Origin of the sequence: Leeia speluncae (assembly GCF_020564625.1) — a bacterium.
GTDB classification, from domain to species: Bacteria; Pseudomonadota; Gammaproteobacteria; order Burkholderiales; family Leeiaceae; genus Leeia; species Leeia speluncae.
The window spans coordinates 56766-72489 of sequence record NZ_JAJBZT010000009.1 but is presented as its reverse complement, the minus strand read 5'-3'; the positions used below and the strand labels follow the sequence as shown (position 1 = coordinate 72489).

Genomic DNA, 15724 nt, shown 5'->3' with positions numbered 1-15724 from the left:
TGACACAAATAATGTTGCAATCAAATGTATTAAAACCGATGTTGGTAGGTGGCCTACTTGCGATGAGTCTTGCCGGGTGCGTGACCATCAATATTTACTTCCCAGCAGCCGCAGCAGAAAAAGCTGCTGATAAAATTATTGATGAAGTATTGCAAGTGAAGCCAATTGCTAAAACAAATATTGAAAAACCGGCTTCTAACTAATACTTCAAACTAACTTGTGAAAAAGTAAGAGCACGCACAAGAAAAGGGAATTCTTCATGAAAACAATGAAAACGTTCTTCTCCGCTATTGCTGTTGCCTCGGCAATTGGGATCGTTATGCCAGCCTATGCTGCTGCTGATTTAGATGTGAACACCCCAGCTGTTCAATCTCTCACCCAAAGCATGAAAGCAAGAACGGCAAAACTTGCCGAATATTATTCTTCTGGTGCAGTAGGTTTTGGCAAAGATGGCAATGTAGTCCTTCGTGATGCCAACCTCGTCCCTCTGCCAAAGCGCCAAGAAGTTAACAGATTGGTATCAGATGAAAACCAAGATCGCTCTGCGTTGTACCGTGAAATTGCACGAGCAAATAATCACCCGGAATGGGAGCAAGATATTCGCCAAACGTTTGCCCAACGTTGGGGGCAGCGTGCCCAAGCGGGTTGGTGGGTTCAGCAAACAAATGGCAGCTGGTCTCAAAAATAAGTACTAGCAAAGGTCTAATATGAGGCGCTTTTTTACACCAATTATGCTGTTAGTCGCAGGTGCTGTATGGCTTTTGTCCGAGTTGGAGTGGGTTAGTGCTTATGCTGTATTCTGGCCTGCGTTACTTGGTGTGATTGGTGTGTCTATTTTATTAGATGAAGGTGTCCACCAGCTTAGTTTCCCAAGTGGGGCTGGTTTTATCTTGGCCTCTGTACTAATGGGGTGGCGAGCTGTTTCTGATATCCGTTTGGGTATATTGATGCCCGTTTGGCTAATTGGTTTCGGAATCGTGCTGCTGATAAATCGCTCTGGCGCTATTCCTCCGCCCACAAAACACACCGCTAGTTAATCAACAACGCATTTGCACTATTATCTATTTGGTAAATATAAAGTCATTATGATCGATAAACTTCTCTCGTTTCTACCTGCAAGACGGTGGGTCAATTTACTTGCTGCCGGTGTCTGTGCAGCATTAATGGCATATGCACTTTATTTGCAATATTACAAATTTCAAGAACCATGCCCCTTATGTATGTTGCAGCGGGTAGTGATTGTTTTCATGGGGGTTATCTTTTTTATTGCAGGTATTCATCACCCCGGTAAACGCGGCGCAACCGTTTACGGTGTCATCATTGCGCTCATTGGTCTTGTCGGCGCGGCTATTTCTGCAAGGCATGTGTGGATTCAGTATTTGCCACCAGAGCAAGTGCCACAATGCGGTCCTGGGCTTTCTTATATGCTAGAAACAATGCCTTTTGGATCTGCTATATTGCAGGTACTCCATGGTTCTGGGGAATGTGCGGATAAATCCTGGATGTTCCTTGGGTTGACTATCCCTGGTTGGACCTTCTTATTTTTCGTGGCACTCAGCGTGTTGGCTTTAGTGCTGCCTAGAAAGCGTTAGTAATGACAGAAAAGAGTTTTTTCGAAAAGCATGTGTTCTTCTGCTGTAATCAACGGGCAGAAGGAGAGGGCTGCTGCAATAATTTTGGGGCGACAGACGTTCGCAACTACGCAAAAGATAAAGTGAAAGCGCTTGGATTAGCAGGCGAAGGCAAAGTAAGAATTAATAATGCAGGCTGTTTGGGGCGTTGCGATGATGGTCCCGTTATTGTCATCTACCCAGAAAATGTCTGGTACACCTATGTAGACAAAGAAGATGTCGATGAAATTATTGAATCGCATCTGAAAAATAATCAAATTGTTGAACGTCTAAAACGCTGACCTCTAATAGATCATGAGGTAAATCAAATTACTTCATGATCTTTCAATATACGTTTATCATGTACTAATCGAAGTTCTATTCGATTCATCAAGCTGGAAAATTTCAAATGAAAGTGGATACATTCAATCTGATGATTGATGGCCCTGTTGGGCAATTAGAAACGATTTTGATGACGTCACCACTCCAAGCGGTGAAAGGGATTGCATTAGTGGCGCATCCAAATCCGACGCAAGGTGGCACCAATACAAATAAGGTGGTTCAGACTATCGCCAAAGCATTTGCTAGAAAAGGTTATGCTGTGTACTGCCCAAACTTACGTGGCGTGGGTAATAGTGCGGGTGAATTTGATGCTGGTATTGGTGAAACAGATGATATGGCTGCTGTGTTAGCGTATGCACGCCAAAGTTATGGCAATTTGCCGTTGATTTTATCTGGTTTTTCATTTGGCACTTTTGTGCAGGCATCATTAGGTGCCCGGCTTACTGCTGCTGGTGAAACATTTGGGATGCTGTTGGCTGGTCCCGCCGTGAAAAAATTTGATGTACCAAGCGTGCCGGCAGAAACACTCATTGTGCATGGAGAAGAAGACGAAGTGATTCCTCTCCAACATGTATTGGATTGGGCAAGACCACAAAAATTGCCGGTGGTGGTTCTGCCTGGTGTCTCACATTTCTTCCATGGTCATCTAGGACAGTTGACTGACTGGGTTAATCTTAAATGGCCGTCTTAAGTGTAAAGCAACTCTGTAAAAAATATGGTGATCAACAAGTTGTTGATCACCTAGATCTTTCTATTCCCAAAGGAATTTGCTTTGGCTTACTTGGCCCAAACGGGGCCGGTAAAACGACCACGCTTAAACTTTGTCTTGGTTTAATTCGGCCTGATGGTGGAGAAATTGAATTACTAGGACATGCCGTACCTCAAAGTGGTCCGTTAGCACGTGTGCGGGTTGGGGTTGTTCCTCAGTTCGATAATCTGGATCCTGATTTTTCTGTTGGCGAAAATTTGGTTGTTTTTGGTCGATATTTTGGATTGTCAGCCGCAGAAGTAAGGCCAAAAATTCCTTCGCTGCTTGCTTTTGCAGGATTGGAAGGTAAAGAAAAAAGCCAGATACGTGAATTATCTGGCGGTATGCGTCGCCGTTTAACCCTTGCTAGAGCACTGGTAAATGATCCTGAAGTGATTTTTTTAGATGAACCTACAACAGGGTTGGATCCTCAGGCTCGCCATCTTATTTGGGAGCGACTGCGTCAATTGGTGGTGCAAGGTAAAACGCTAATACTCACAACACACTTTATGGATGAGGCAGAAAGGCTTTGCAGTCGGCTTGCGGTGATGGATCATGGAAAGCTTGTTGTAGAAGATTCGCCAAGGGACTTAATTGCAAAGCATATTGAGCCGGTTGTGGTAGAGGTTTTTGGCGATGATCTACTGGCATGGCAACAACAAAGCCAACTGCATACCATTGCACGAGTAGAAAAAGCAGGCGAGACCCTCTTTTGTTATGTTCAAGAGGCGCAGCACGTACTTGATAAATTAGCTGGTTACCCAAATTTACGCTCTATTGTTCGCCAAGCAAATTTAGAAGATGTCTTTATTAAACTGACTGGCCGAGAGCTAAGAGATTGATTTCCCAACGGCTTCCATCAATTGCTGCTGTGTTAAGTAAAGCGCTCCGCTTTACACTGAAGCTATTGGCTGGTGCAGGAAGTCTGTTTTTCGTATCGCCAGTAGGCGCATCTACTATTTCGCCTGGTAATGTAAGTTTGCACCCTGATGCGTTTGGTTTGTTGATTGCCGCAGGCGTGTTAATTTTTTCTGCGCTGGCAGAGATTGTCTTAATACGTTCTAAAAGTCATATCGATTTTATAATTGTAATTGTTGTCGCCGCGCTTTGGTCATTGCTGCGCTTAAGTATGCCGACACCTGCCGAAGGAATTGGTGCCTACACCTTTTTGACTTCCATTTTGACCGGCGCACTGTTTTTGTATGCGCGGCGCTTATTAGATTTGCCTGCGCAACAACCGGGTCTTGCTCGCCTTACGCTAACAATGACGTTTTTGTCTGTGCTTGTCTGGATTCCAGCCTTATTTCTAAAATCAACCGTGTCCCTTTTTCTCATCTTGCTAATGAGTGCAGGTGGGTTAGGATTTATCTCTTGGATGGCGCTGAAGTTAGGCCGTCTATTTTTTGCGGAAATACTATTTTTCTTCATCGGAAGCGCTGTCTTTATCTTTCTCCAAATCAGCGCATTAGCGGGTGTGATGATTGGCAGCTTTTATCCGTCTCATGATTGGATTGTGTTACTGCTTGCCTTAATGGGGCTGGCTTGGCGAATCGCGATTACAGCACAATTAAAAGTCATGTTTGATGAAGAGTTAATGGCGAAAGATCAACTGATATTTGAATATCAAGGACAGGTAGAGTTTCAGCAAAGTACCGAGTTGATACTTAACCAACGTTTAGAAAAACGTGAGCTAAAAATTAACAGTCTAAAAAATCAGCTTGTTGATTATACAAAGCGGCACCACCACCTTGAAAAGCAGTTGGTGCAAAGTGAAGAGCTGATTCGTCAATTTAGTTATTTTGATTCTTTAACAGGCTTACCCAACCGAGCACTTTTTTCTAACCAGCTTGAACAATTAATTGAGCATGCTGAAAGTGCCAAGCCAAAGCAATTACTGCTATTGGGAATGATTGATATTGATCACTTTGGGGTGGTGAATGCCGAGCATGGTCCTGAGTTGGCGGATGAATTACTTAGCCAGGTCGCCAAGCGGTTGCAATCTATTTTGCCGATCAATACATTAATTGCGAGATTAGGTGGCGATGAGTTCGCTTTTGTTTTGCAAGACATCGGTAGTGCTGAATTAGCCAGAGGACTCATACAACGATGGTTGTCAGAGTTATCTCTACCATTTCGGGTAAATGGAAAAACAAGCATTGAGTTGTGTTTCACCTTTGGGATGGCGGTTTATCCTGATGACGGCGTCACAGCAAGCAAAATGATGCAGTGCGTCGAGTCTCATGTAACGACTTCAAAAGAATCTCGTTCTGATTTGAAGTTATTTCAGACGGCCAAGATGGGGCAAGGTAAGTGATTAGATTATTAAGAAGGGACGTAAGTTTTGCTGACTAAACGCGCGCTGGCTGTTTGGCTTCGTAATTTTGGAGTTTGGAAGAAGCTAGCCATCCCTTCTGTTCTAGGTAATATCATTGAACCCATGTTGTATTTGGTTGGCCTTGGTTATGGCCTAGGTTCAATGCTTCCTTCCGTTGGCGGATTCCCATATCTGCACTTTTTGGCCGCAGGGATTGTCTGCCAAAGCACCATGAACTCCGCAACCTTCGAAGCATTGTATTCGGCATTTTCAAGATTGCACGTTCAGCGAACATGGGAGGCAATTCTGCACGCGCCTGTCTCGATTGATGAAGTACTGATGGGCGAGTGGCTATGGGCTGCGAGTAAAAGTTTTCTTTCAGGTTTAGCAATCCTTTTTGTAATGGTCGTATGGGGGATCACTAGCGTTGAGCATGCCTTATTTGCTGTGCCTGTTGTTTTCCTTATTGGGTTGTGCTTTGCTGGTATCGGTCTAATCGTGACCTGTGTATCTCCAAGCTATGATTTCTTCATGTACTACTTCACGCTGGTCATTGGGCCAATGCTGTTTGTTTCTGGTGTGTTTTATCCTGTTTCTCAGTTACCTGATTGGTTGCAGATATTCAGTCAGTTGCTTCCGTTAACGCATGCAATTGAATTGCTGCGTCCTGTTTTGCTAACTGGGGAATCAGTACATCCTCTGCAAAATATCGCAGTACTTGTTTTCTATGCATTGGTAGGGTTTAATGTTTCTCGATTTCTAGCGCGTAGAAGGTTGCTTCGGTAGTCTCTCTACAACGAACTAGTGACGTCACCTTTGAATAATTGTGAAAAAATGAAGTTGTCGTTTTACCGGAACCCGAGTTTGCGGTAAAATAACCCATTCAAATCCTGTCAGTTTTTCTCCCATGACCAAATTCGTATTTGTCACCGGCGGTGTAGTGTCTTCTCTTGGTAAAGGCATCGCAGCCGCTTCTCTTGCAGCGATTCTGGAGTCACGTGGTATCAAAGTCACCATGCTGAAACTGGATCCTTATATTAACGTTGACCCAGGTACCATGAGTCCATTCCAACACGGTGAAGTTTTCGTGACGGAAGACGGTGCAGAAACCGACTTGGACTTGGGGCATTATGAGCGTTTCATCACTAACAAGATGAAAAAAGCGAATAACTTCACCACTGGCCAAATTTACGAGTCAGTAATCAAGAAAGAGCGCCGCGGCGACTATCTTGGCGGCACAGTGCAAGTTATTCCTCATATTACAGACGAAATTAAGCATTTCATTGGCTTAGGTGCTAGTGAGGCTGAAGTGGCTATTGTAGAAATCGGCGGAACAGTGGGTGATATTGAATCCCTTCCATTCCTTGAAGCCATTCGCCAAATGGGTGTTCAGCTTGGCCGTGAAAACACATGCTATGTGCACTTGTCTTATGTGCCATATCTTGCTGCTGCGGGTGAAATTAAAACCAAACCAACTCAGCACTCTGTAAAAGAGTTGCGTGAAATCGGTATTCAACCAGACGTGTTGATTTGCCGTATGGATCGTCCGTTGCCTGATGATGAACGTCGTAAGATTGGCCTTTTCTGTAACTTGTCAGAAAACGCAGTGATTTCTTGTTACGATGTTGATTCAATCTACAAAATTCCAAGTGTGCTTAACCAGCAAGGTTTGGATGAAATCGTTTGCCGTAAGTTGAACCTAACCCCACGTCCAGCTGATTTGTCTATGTGGGAAAAACTGGTGTTTGCTAAAGCAAACCCAGAGCATGAAGTTAACTTGGCAATGGTTGGTAAGTATGTTGACTTGGCGGATTCTTACAAGTCATTGACCGAAGCGCTTGTTCATGCTGGGATTCATACCCGCACAAAGATCAATATCGAGTACGTTGATTCTGAAGAGATCGAGCGTGACGGTGCGGCTTGCCTAAAAGGTAAAGATGCCATCTTAGTACCAGGTGGTTTTGGTAAGCGTGGCGTGGAAGGCAAGATTAAAGCTGTTCAATTTGCTCGCGAAAACAAAATCCCTTACCTTGGCATTTGCTACGGTATGCAGCTTGCGTTGATCGAGTTTGCGCGTCATGTTGCCGGCTGGGAAGGTGCATCTTCTACCGAATTCAATCTAGAAACGCCATATCCAGTGGTTGCGCTGATTGATGAATGGGTTAATCACGATGGTAAAATTGAAACACGTGATGAAAACTCAAATCTTGGCGGAACAATGCGTCTAGGCGGTCAAGAGTTTGTGATGAAGCCAGACTCATTGATTAGCAAGGTATATGGTGGTGAACGTTATGTAGAGCGTCATCGTCATCGTTATGAAGTAAATAACCATTATCTTCCTAGACTAGAAGAGGCCGGATTAATTGTCTCTGGTCGTTCGGCAGGGCACGAAGCGCTTTGTGAAGTCATTGAGCTTGCAGACCATCCATGGTTTGTTGGTGTGCAGTTCCACCCAGAGTTCACTTCTACTCCGCGTGTCGGACACCCATTGTTTAAGTCATACATTGAGGCAGCTGTTGCATACAGCGAATCAAACAAAGGTTAATTTATATGCAACTATGTGGTTTTGAAGTCGGCCTGAACCAACCTTTCTTTCTTATTGCAGGCCCTTGTGTAATCGAGGGTGAGCAGTTTTCAATTGATGTTGCTGGTCAACTGAAAGAAATTGCTGAAAGCTTGAATATCCCATTTATATTCAAGTCGTCTTTCGACAAGGCAAATCGTAGTTCAGGCGCTTCATTCCGCGGTTGTGGTATGGATGAAGGCCTAAAAATCTTAGAAAATGTACGCGCAAAAGTGGGCGTTCCAGTCATCACCGATGTTCATGATATTGAACAGGTGAATCCCGTTGCCGCGGTGGTAGATGTCTTGCAGACGCCTGCATTTCTTTGCCGCCAAACTGACTTTATTAAAGCGGTAGCATGTTCTGGTAAGCCTGTTAATATTAAAAAAGGACAGTTCCTTGCGCCATGGGACATGAAGCACGTTGTAGACAAGGCGAAGCAAGCGAATGGTGGCTTAGATAACATCATGGTTTGTGAACGTGGCGCATCATTTGGCTACAACAATCTAGTATCTGATATGCGTAGTTTGTCTGTCATGCGTGAAACAGGGTGTCCTGTCGTGTTTGATGCGACGCATTCTGTTCAATTGCCTGGTGGGCAAGGAACTAGCTCTGGCGGTCAGCGTGAGCATGTACCTGTTTTAGCGCGTGCTGCCGTTGCTGCTGGCATTTCTGGTTTATTTATGGAAACCCACCCTGATCCTGCAAAAGCATTGTCAGATGGACCAAATGCTTGGCCATTAGGGAAAATGAAAGCACTGCTCGAAGTGCTACAACAAATTGATCGCGCAGTTAAATCTTCGACCTGGCTGGAAAGTGAGGTGTAAAGATGTCTGAAGTGAAAAATTTAGAATTGGTCGTTACTCGTACAACGAGTAAGCATGCTGCTGCCATTATGCTAATTGGCGAAATGGAAGCTGAATTAGTTGGGCGTTATGGTGACTACCAAATTAGTCCGTTTCGTCTGGCGGATGTAGACAAACCTGGCAACGCGCTGTATTTAGCAACATGCGATGGCGTGTTGGCTGGCTGTGGTGCCTTAAAGCCAATTGAAGCCGATACGGTTGAAATCAAGCGTATGTATGTACGATCAGCTTTTCGACGCATGGGTGTAGCTAGTCGTTTGCTTTCTGAGTTAGAAAAAGCTGCAAGAAAATTTAGCTATCATCGAATTGTGTTGGAAACCGCAAATCGTCAACCAGAAGCGGTGGCTTTGTATGAGCGAGCGGGTTACTCACGCATTCCTTCATTTGGTGAATATGTAAATGAGCCAAGAAGCATCTGCTTTGAGAAAATTTTACCGTAAAAATCAGATTAAATAGGGACTTGGCTTAACAAGTCCCTTTGATTTTCTATCCCCCTTAAAGTTGTTAACTCAAAATCTACAAGGAAATATCACGCATGAGTTCTATCGTTGATGTTATTGCCCGCGAAATTTTAGATTCTCGCGGTAATCCGACTGTTGAAGCTGATGTATTGCTAGAGTCCGGTGTGATGGGGCGCGCTGCGGTTCCTAGCGGCGCATCTACTGGTGAAAAAGAAGCGCTTGAATTGCGCGATGGTGACAAAAGCCGTTATCTAGGTAAAGGTGTTTTGAAGGCTGTTGAAAATATCAACACCGAGATCTGTGAAGCTATTATTGGCTTAGATGCTTCAGAACAAGCTTTTATCGATCGCACAATGATTGAACTAGATGGTACAGAAACGAAGAGCCGTCTGGGTGCGAATGCGATCTTGGCTGTTTCTATGGCCGTTGCCCGTGCAGCGGCTGAAGAAGCTGGCTTGCCACTTTATCGTTATCTAGGTGGTGCAGGTCCAATGACATTGCCAGTGCCGATGATGAACGTGATTAACGGCGGCGCGCACGCTAACAACAACATCGACTTCCAAGAGTTCATGATTGTGCCTGTTGGTCGTCCTACATTCCGTGAAGCATTGCGTTGCGGTGCGGAAGTTTTCCATGCACTGAAAAAGCTAATTGCAGATAAAGACATGTCAACTGCAGTGGGTGATGAAGGTGGTTTTGCACCAAATATCGAAAGCCATGAAGCTGCGATCGAATTGATTCTGACAGCTATTTCAAATGCTGGATATGTCGCTGGTGAAGATGTAGTACTGGCGCTAGATTGTGCTGCATCTGAGTTCTACAAAGATGGCATGTATGACATGAGCGGTAACGGTCTGAAATTGACCACCGAGCAAATGGTCGATTACTTGGCTTCTTTGGCTGACAAATACCCAATTATCAGTATCGAAGACGGCATGTCTGAGCACGACTGGGATGGTTGGAGAGCATTGACAGACCGTTTGGGCGATAGCGTTCAATTGGTAGGTGACGATGTTTTCGTTACTAACCCTAAAATTTTGAAACAAGGTATTGAGGCAGGTATTGCTAACTCTATCTTGATCAAGGTTAACCAAATTGGTTCTATGACTGAAACCTTGCAAGCAATTGATTTGGCTAAGCGCTCAAACTACACCTCTGTATCTTCTCATCGTTCAGGCGAGACAGAAGATAGTACGATTGCTGATTTGGCGGTTGCTACCAATTGTATGCAGATCAAAACAGGTTCACTGTCTCGTTCTGACCGTATGGCGAAATACAACCAACTACTACGTATTGAAGAAGAGTTGGGCGATATGGCTCGCTACGCTGGTCGTGATGCGTTCTATCATATCAGCTAATATTTATCCCATTTCTTCGTGAAATGAAATGAATCTAAAAGCAGAACTGCTAGATGGCAGTTCTGCTTTTACATTATTTATGCTAGATTTATAAAAAATTTTGGATTCTAGTCGTGTTCCTGCGTTTACTTAGTCTTTCTTTAGCTGCACTTATTGTTGCTCTTCAGTACCCTTTGTGGTTGGGTAAAGGAGGGTGGTTTAAGGTATGGCAACATGAGACCCAGCTAGAACAAGCTGAAAAAGTGAACGAAGGGTTAAAGCATCGAAATGATGCTTTAGAAGCCGAAGTAATGGATTTGAAACAGGGTTTTGATGCGATTGAAGAGCGTGCCCGTCATGAACTGGGCATGATTAAACAAGATGAATTGTTTATCCAAATTTTGAATACCCAAAATACAACGCCAGCTCCCGCCCAAGCTACTTCCAATGTGGTGAAGTCTGAAGATTAACAGGTAATTGTTTTAAGTGGCTTGCCCAAAGTAAGTGAATTTAAGGGTTGGCTAGTTTATTCAATGCATCTGAGCCATTCTTACGCAAAGATTTTTGCATCTCTCCAATATTTACCTCCTGATTGGTCTATTATTAATCTGTTGAGCTAACGCCTAAATCTGTTTATTACAAAGTGATTTTAAAAGCGTTGTGTTCGCCATGTTTACTGATTAAGATTGCAATTCTTAACAAGTTCAAACACTCTTTTTTTCATTTACAAGTAACTGTTTTACAGGTGCTGAATGGCTGATTTTTCTAATCCAGCTGAAATTGCTCGAGAAACGCTTAAGCAGATGGCAATGAGTCGTCTGCTTCCTACTCCTGATAATTATCGAAAAACCTATTGCCAAATCGCTGGCGTGCCTGTTGAAGATACGCACCCCGTTCTACAACTACTGACTGAACGATTTTCAAAGCTCCAAAAGCCTGCTTTTGAATTGCAGCGCACGAAACAAGTACTTGATGACCATTTGCAATCAGGTAATTGGAATGCTTGGATTGAGAAAATCTTAGAATCCCTTGCTGACGCTAGTGACGTAGATAGCGGCAAAGGGAATGCTTGGGCTGAATTAGTCCGAGATCTAATCAAGCAGTGGGATCTTCGGCAAGCGGGTTGGACAACACCGAAGAAAAAAGAAGCACTTGAAAAGGTGCTTATTAATTTTGGAAGTAAGCCGGATTTATTGTTTACCAAATTGGATGCCTTGGTCACCGCTTGGTCGGACAATGTTCAACTAGATGATATTTTGCAAGAAGAGCTGGAGCCTACCCCTTCCTCGGAGATTAAAGGAGATGCAGGGCAGGTGTTTCAAGCTTGGCGTGATTTGCTGATTTATACCTTAGAGTATGGAGTGGTCGCTCGTCTTACTACTGCACCAGATTTGCATGAAGAAGCAATGGCATTAGTTACCCGCTTGCGAGAAACAACCGAAATGAAAGGGCTTGAAGCCTTTTCAACAGTTGCTAAGAAATTTTGGTTAAAGCTAGAGTTAAGAAATGAGTCTGATCAAACATTAATGTTGGGTCTACAAAGATTACTACGTTTACTGGTCAATAACATTTCTGAATTGGTTGCAGATGATAGCTGGATGCAAGGGCAGGTTGAAGTCATCCGTGCGGTTATTGATCAGCCTTTAGATAGCCGTTTCTTATATGAAATGGAAGAGTCCTTATCAGAGTTGATTTTTAAACAAGGTCACTTAAAACAGAGCTTAGTTGAGGCTAAGCATACGTTTAAGAATATGATCACAAGCTTTATTGATCGACTAAGTACGATGGCGTCGAGTACTGGTTCTTACCACGACAAGATTGTTAGTTACTCTTCTGAAATTAAACAAACTGATGATTTAACTAAAATTGCCTCTATCGTCGATCGCTTGATGGACGATACACGTTCTATGCAGCTGGATATGCTTCGTTCGCGAGATGAGCTAGTGAAGGTGAGGGAAGAGGCGGAAAAAGCCTCGGAAAAAGTCACTGCACTGGAAAAAGAAATCGAGTTAGTGTCCGAGCAAGTAAGAACGGATCAACTCACTGGAGTATTAAATCGCCGAGGCATGGAAGACGCATTTGCGACTGAGTTGTCTAGGGCTAATCGTGAACATAAAAAACTGTCGATTGCATTACTTGATATCGATAACTTTAAGAAGTTGAACGATCGCCTTGGTCACCAAGCTGGCGATATGGCACTTGCTCATTTGGCTAAGGTGGTCAAAGATGTTTTACGGCCGACAGATTCAGTTGCTAGATATGGTGGTGAGGAATTTGTCATTTTGCTTCCTTCTACTCCTGTCGAAGAAGGTGTTTTGGTGATGCAACGTGTACAGCGTGAATTAACTAAACGTTTCTACTTACATAATAATGAGCGTGTGCTAATTACCTTTAGCTGTGGTGTTGCCGAATACCGTGAGGGGGAAGATGAGATGGATGTGATTGGTCGTGCGGATAGTGCAATGTACCAAGCAAAGTTATCCGGCAAGAACCGTGTAGAAATTAGCGAATAATTCAAAGAAGCGGTAAATACAAAATAGAAGGGCGGCAATCATTGCCGCCCTTTTTCTTTTTAGCAAGCTTGGAGAGGTTTTTTAGTGGTTAAATAATGTTAAGTCTTTGTATTTTATCAATATATTTAGTCTGGCATGTTTTGTGCTTTTAATTGGATGACTAGTGAGGGGTAAAGCATGGTGAATTCAATAGATGGACACTTTCGATTTTTAGAGAGCGCCTTGAAAGCAAGGTCGTATCGCCAAGAAGTCTTAGGTGCCAACATTGCCAATGCTGATACGCCAAACTACAAAGCAAAAGATTTTGATTTTAAATCTGCGCTCACTAATGCATTAGGAAATAGTAGTAACGGCCAGCAATTACAATTGCAAACGACAAATGGTGCTCACTTTGCCGGAGCAAGTGAAACAGGATTTAGTGGCGCTGAGTTGCAATACCGTGTGCCAAAACAGCCATCTATCGATGGAAACACCGTTGAGGCAGAAGATGAAATGGCGCGATTTACAGACAATGCATTGCAGTACCAAGCGTTGCTGAACTTCACGACTGGCAAAATTAAGACATTGCAGCAAGCAATGGCTAGCCAATAAACGATAAGAGGTAACTAACATGTCAATTATGGGAGTATTTCAAATCGCTGGCTCAGCAATGACTGCACAGTCTATGCGCCTGAATGTGGTGGCGAGCAATTTGGCAAACGTAGATTCGGCCACTAGCTCAACTGGCCAACCGTATAAAGCGAAGCAAGTAATTTTCCAAGCAATGCCTGTAGATGGTTCTTCCACTGGTGCGATGGGCGTTCAGGTTAAAGAGGTAGTAGAAGATCCTTCTCCTGCAAGACTAGTTTATGAGCCTAGTAATCCATTGGCTGACGAAAAAGGTTTTATCGCCATGCCAAATGTGAGTGTGGTGGAAGAAATGGCCAATATGATTTCTGCTTCTCGTTCATACCAGGCAAACGTTGAAATGATGAATACCGCAAAAACCCTAATGACAAGAACTTTGTCACTAGGTCAGTAAGGAGTAGTTAAATGTCTACCACAGTTACCTCAACCGATAGTTCAAATCCGTATGCCTATTTGAACAGCAGTAGTACCACTACGACTGATTCAACTAGCTCTACCATTGAAGATCGTTTCTTGAAATTGCTTGTTACGCAGTTGCAAAATCAAGACCCATTGAACCCAATGGATAATTCTGAGACCACTTCGCAAATGGCTCAAATTAGCACGGTGACTGGTATTGAGAAGCTAAATACGACGATGGAGAACTTGGCTACCTCCTATGCATCTTCTCAATCCTACCAAGCGGCTTCTTTGGTTGGACGTGGTGTGATGACATCCGGCGATAATTTGACGCTGGAGGATGGTGCCGCAAAAGGTGCGGTGGTTTTAGATGGAAGTGCAAGTAGCGTTGTTGTTACTGTTAAAGACAGCTATGGCAATACGGTTGATACCGTGGATCTAGGTGCACAAAGTAGCGGTATGGTGGACTTTAGCTGGGACGGTGTTAACTCTGACGGCACTCAGTTAGAAGATGGCGATTATACCTTTTCTGTTTCCGCGACTTCAGGTTCAACCGCTGTTGAATCAACTACTTTGTCTTATGGAAAGATTTCTAGCGCGACATTCAGCTCCGCTGGTATCACGGTTAATGTGGCAGGTGTAGGCGATATCTCCCTGTCTGATATTGTTCAAATTCTGTAATTAGGGGAGATATCAAATGAGCTTCCAACAAGGTCTAAGTGGTTTAAATTCATCCTCTAAAAGTTTGGATGTGATTGGTAACAACGTAGCGAACGCTAGCGTGGTTGGTTTTAAACCATTTCGTGCAGAATTTTCGGATGCATTTGCTGCAAGCCTGAACACAGGCGGTACAAACAACATTGGTATCGGTAGCTCGTTAGCTGCGGTTACTCAGCAATTCTTGCAGGGCGAAATCACTTCTACTAGCAATCCATTAGATGTTGCAGTGAATGGTGATGGTTTCTTCCGCATGTCTGATAATGGTGCGATTAGCTATACACGTAACGGACAGTTCCAAGTCGATAAAAGTGGCTATATTGTGAACAGTGCGGGTCACCATTTGACTGGTTACGATGCCGATAGTAGCGGCAATATCATTTCTTCTTCACCTGTTGACTTGCAGATTGATTCAACAGATTTGCAGCCGCAAGCAACATCCACACAAACCGTCGGTGTGAACCTTGATTCTCGTTTAAGTGCCATTACAGCAACATTTGACTCGACTGATGCAACTACTTACAACAAGAGTGCATCACAAACCGTTTATGACAGTTTGGGTAATCCACATACACAAGCATTATATTTCCAAAAAACAGCCTCAAACTCTTGGAATGTGTACATGACAGTCGATGGTACGGCTGTTAATTTGAATGGCGCCTCAGCTGCCGCGACAATGACTTTTGGCACTGATGGTACATTGAGCACTGTTACATCATCAGGTGCAACAACAGATCATATTCTCTCTGCTTCTTACACAGCGGCAGGTGCTAATGCTCAAACGTTTGATATTGATGTTTCAAACTTCACCCAGTTTGGTAGTTCATATAGTGTAAATACACAAACCCAAGATGGTTATTCTTCTGGTCGTTTGAGCGGGATTACGATTGCGGATGATGGTACGGTGCAAGGTAACTATACCAATGGCCAGTCACGCAATATGGGTCAAATTGTGTTGGCCAACTTTACAAATCCGCAAGGCTTACAGGCGAAGGGTAGTAATGAGTGGGTGGAAACTCCAGATTCTGGGGGGGAAATTATTGGCGTTCCTGGTTCTTCAAGTCTTGGTGTTTTGCAGTCATCAGCCATTGAAGAGTCAAAAGTAGATTTGACAGAAGAATTGGTGAATATGATTACCGCACAACGTATTTATCAAGCCAATGCGCAAACCATTAAAACACAAGATCAAGTGCTTCAGACCTTGGTTAACCTACGTTAATTGAGTGA

The 15724-nt window shown here is 43.6% G+C and carries 19 protein-coding genes; all 19 read left to right on the top strand.

Annotation, left to right across the window (positions count from 1 at the left end):
- Positions 1-11 precede the first annotated feature (11 nt).
- Positions 12-203: a hypothetical protein gene (locus tag LIN78_RS14715; protein WP_227181615.1), complete on the top strand. Its 192-nt coding sequence runs from the start codon at positions 12-14 to the stop codon at positions 201-203.
- Between the two features lie 56 nt (positions 204-259).
- The gene (locus LIN78_RS14710; RefSeq protein WP_227181614.1) at positions 260-688 is read left to right on the top strand and encodes a YdbL family probable chaperone protein; all 429 of its coding nucleotides are present in this window, start codon (positions 260-262) and stop codon (positions 686-688) included.
- 19 nt (positions 689-707) lie between these two features.
- Complete coding sequence (locus LIN78_RS14705) at positions 708-1037, top strand: LiaF transmembrane domain-containing protein (RefSeq protein WP_227181613.1); 330 nt, start codon at positions 708-710, stop codon at positions 1035-1037.
- Between the two features lie 48 nt (positions 1038-1085).
- Positions 1086-1592: a disulfide bond formation protein B gene (locus LIN78_RS14700; RefSeq protein WP_227181612.1), complete on the top strand. Its 507-nt coding sequence runs from the start codon at positions 1086-1088 to the stop codon at positions 1590-1592.
- A 2-nt stretch (positions 1593-1594) separates the two neighbouring features.
- Positions 1595-1912: a (2Fe-2S) ferredoxin domain-containing protein gene (locus LIN78_RS14695; protein WP_227181611.1), complete on the top strand. Its 318-nt coding sequence runs from the start codon at positions 1595-1597 to the stop codon at positions 1910-1912.
- 107 nt (positions 1913-2019) lie between these two features.
- Positions 2020-2643, top strand: coding sequence for an alpha/beta hydrolase (locus tag LIN78_RS14690; protein WP_227181610.1), 624 nt, complete (start codon positions 2020-2022; stop codon positions 2641-2643).
- A complete protein-coding gene (locus LIN78_RS14685) occupies positions 2631-3542 on the top strand; it encodes an ATP-binding cassette domain-containing protein (RefSeq protein WP_227181609.1) in 912 nt (303 codons plus the stop codon). The genes LIN78_RS14690 and LIN78_RS14685 overlap by 13 nt, the downstream gene beginning before the upstream one ends.
- Positions 3539-5014 carry a GGDEF domain-containing protein gene (locus LIN78_RS14680; RefSeq protein ID WP_227181608.1) on the top strand — a complete coding sequence of 492 codons (1476 nt, stop codon included), beginning with the start codon at positions 3539-3541 and terminating at the stop codon, positions 5012-5014. Before LIN78_RS14685 ends, LIN78_RS14680 begins: the two co-directional genes overlap by 4 nt.
- 27 nt (positions 5015-5041) lie before the next feature.
- Positions 5042-5800, top strand: a complete 759-nt coding sequence (locus LIN78_RS14675) for an ABC transporter permease (RefSeq protein WP_227181607.1) — start codon at positions 5042-5044, stop codon at positions 5798-5800.
- Positions 5801-5921: 121 nt separating this feature from the next.
- Positions 5922-7559 (top strand): CTP synthase, encoded by a 1638-nt coding sequence (gene pyrG / locus LIN78_RS14670; protein ID WP_227181606.1) that lies wholly within the window; start codon positions 5922-5924, stop codon positions 7557-7559.
- Positions 7560-7564: 5 nt separating this feature from the next.
- Complete coding sequence (kdsA, locus tag LIN78_RS14665) at positions 7565-8404, top strand: 3-deoxy-8-phosphooctulonate synthase (RefSeq protein ID WP_227181605.1); 840 nt, start codon at positions 7565-7567, stop codon at positions 8402-8404.
- A gap of 2 nt (positions 8405-8406) precedes the next feature.
- Positions 8407-8883, top strand: coding sequence for a GNAT family N-acetyltransferase (locus tag LIN78_RS14660; protein WP_227181604.1), 477 nt, complete (start codon positions 8407-8409; stop codon positions 8881-8883).
- 95 nt (positions 8884-8978) lie between these two features.
- Positions 8979-10262 (top strand): phosphopyruvate hydratase, encoded by a 1284-nt coding sequence (gene eno / locus LIN78_RS14655; protein ID WP_227181603.1) that lies wholly within the window; start codon positions 8979-8981, stop codon positions 10260-10262.
- A gap of 113 nt (positions 10263-10375) precedes the next feature.
- Positions 10376-10711 carry a cell division protein FtsB gene (gene ftsB, locus LIN78_RS14650; RefSeq protein WP_227181602.1) on the top strand — a complete coding sequence of 112 codons (336 nt, stop codon included), beginning with the start codon at positions 10376-10378 and terminating at the stop codon, positions 10709-10711.
- A gap of 282 nt (positions 10712-10993) precedes the next feature.
- Positions 10994-12754: a GGDEF domain-containing protein gene (locus tag LIN78_RS14645; protein WP_227181601.1), complete on the top strand. Its 1761-nt coding sequence runs from the start codon at positions 10994-10996 to the stop codon at positions 12752-12754.
- A 177-nt stretch (positions 12755-12931) separates the two neighbouring features.
- Entirely contained in the window at positions 12932-13345 is a 414-nt protein-coding gene (flgB, locus tag LIN78_RS14640; protein WP_227181600.1) for a flagellar basal body rod protein FlgB, read from the top strand.
- Positions 13346-13364: 19 nt separating this feature from the next.
- Positions 13365-13775, top strand: a complete 411-nt coding sequence (gene flgC, locus LIN78_RS14635; protein WP_227181599.1) for a flagellar basal body rod protein FlgC — start codon at positions 13365-13367, stop codon at positions 13773-13775.
- Positions 13776-13786: 11 nt separating this feature from the next.
- The gene (locus LIN78_RS14630) at positions 13787-14461 is read left to right on the top strand and encodes a flagellar hook assembly protein FlgD (protein ID WP_227181598.1); all 675 of its coding nucleotides are present in this window, start codon (positions 13787-13789) and stop codon (positions 14459-14461) included.
- Positions 14462-14477: 16 nt separating this feature from the next.
- Positions 14478-15716 (top strand): flagellar hook protein FlgE, encoded by a 1239-nt coding sequence (gene flgE, locus LIN78_RS14625; protein ID WP_227181597.1) that lies wholly within the window; start codon positions 14478-14480, stop codon positions 15714-15716.
- Positions 15717-15724: the final 8 nt, after the last annotated feature.

Excerpts from the sequence above, each read along its gene's own strand:
- LIN78_RS14695 (WP_227181611.1), top strand. The coding sequence starts at position 1,595 with ATGACAGAAAAGAGTTTTTTCGAAAAGCATGTGTTCTTCTGCTGTAAT.
- LIN78_RS14685 (WP_227181609.1), top strand. The coding sequence starts at position 2,631 with ATGGCCGTCTTAAGTGTAAAGCAACTCTGTAAAAAATATGGTGATCAA.
- eno (WP_227181603.1), top strand. The coding sequence starts at position 8,979 with ATGAGTTCTATCGTTGATGTTATTGCCCGCGAAATTTTAGATTCTCGC.
- LIN78_RS14700 (WP_227181612.1), top strand. The coding sequence starts at position 1,086 with ATGATCGATAAACTTCTCTCGTTTCTACCTGCAAGACGGTGGGTCAAT.
- flgE (WP_227181597.1), top strand. The coding sequence starts at position 14,478 with ATGAGCTTCCAACAAGGTCTAAGTGGTTTAAATTCATCCTCTAAAAGT.
- LIN78_RS14690 (WP_227181610.1), top strand. The coding sequence starts at position 2,020 with ATGAAAGTGGATACATTCAATCTGATGATTGATGGCCCTGTTGGGCAA.
- pyrG (WP_227181606.1), top strand. The coding sequence starts at position 5,922 with ATGACCAAATTCGTATTTGTCACCGGCGGTGTAGTGTCTTCTCTTGGT.
- LIN78_RS14705 (WP_227181613.1), top strand. The coding sequence starts at position 708 with ATGAGGCGCTTTTTTACACCAATTATGCTGTTAGTCGCAGGTGCTGTA.
- flgB (WP_227181600.1), top strand. The coding sequence starts at position 12,932 with ATGGTGAATTCAATAGATGGACACTTTCGATTTTTAGAGAGCGCCTTG.
- kdsA (WP_227181605.1), top strand. The coding sequence starts at position 7,565 with ATGCAACTATGTGGTTTTGAAGTCGGCCTGAACCAACCTTTCTTTCTT.
- flgC (WP_227181599.1), top strand. The coding sequence starts at position 13,365 with ATGTCAATTATGGGAGTATTTCAAATCGCTGGCTCAGCAATGACTGCA.
- LIN78_RS14660 (WP_227181604.1), top strand. The coding sequence starts at position 8,407 with ATGTCTGAAGTGAAAAATTTAGAATTGGTCGTTACTCGTACAACGAGT.
- LIN78_RS14630 (WP_227181598.1), top strand. The coding sequence starts at position 13,787 with ATGTCTACCACAGTTACCTCAACCGATAGTTCAAATCCGTATGCCTAT.
- LIN78_RS14710 (WP_227181614.1), top strand. The coding sequence starts at position 260 with ATGAAAACAATGAAAACGTTCTTCTCCGCTATTGCTGTTGCCTCGGCA.
- LIN78_RS14715 (WP_227181615.1), top strand. The coding sequence starts at position 12 with ATGTTGCAATCAAATGTATTAAAACCGATGTTGGTAGGTGGCCTACTT.
- LIN78_RS14645 (WP_227181601.1), top strand. The coding sequence starts at position 10,994 with ATGGCTGATTTTTCTAATCCAGCTGAAATTGCTCGAGAAACGCTTAAG.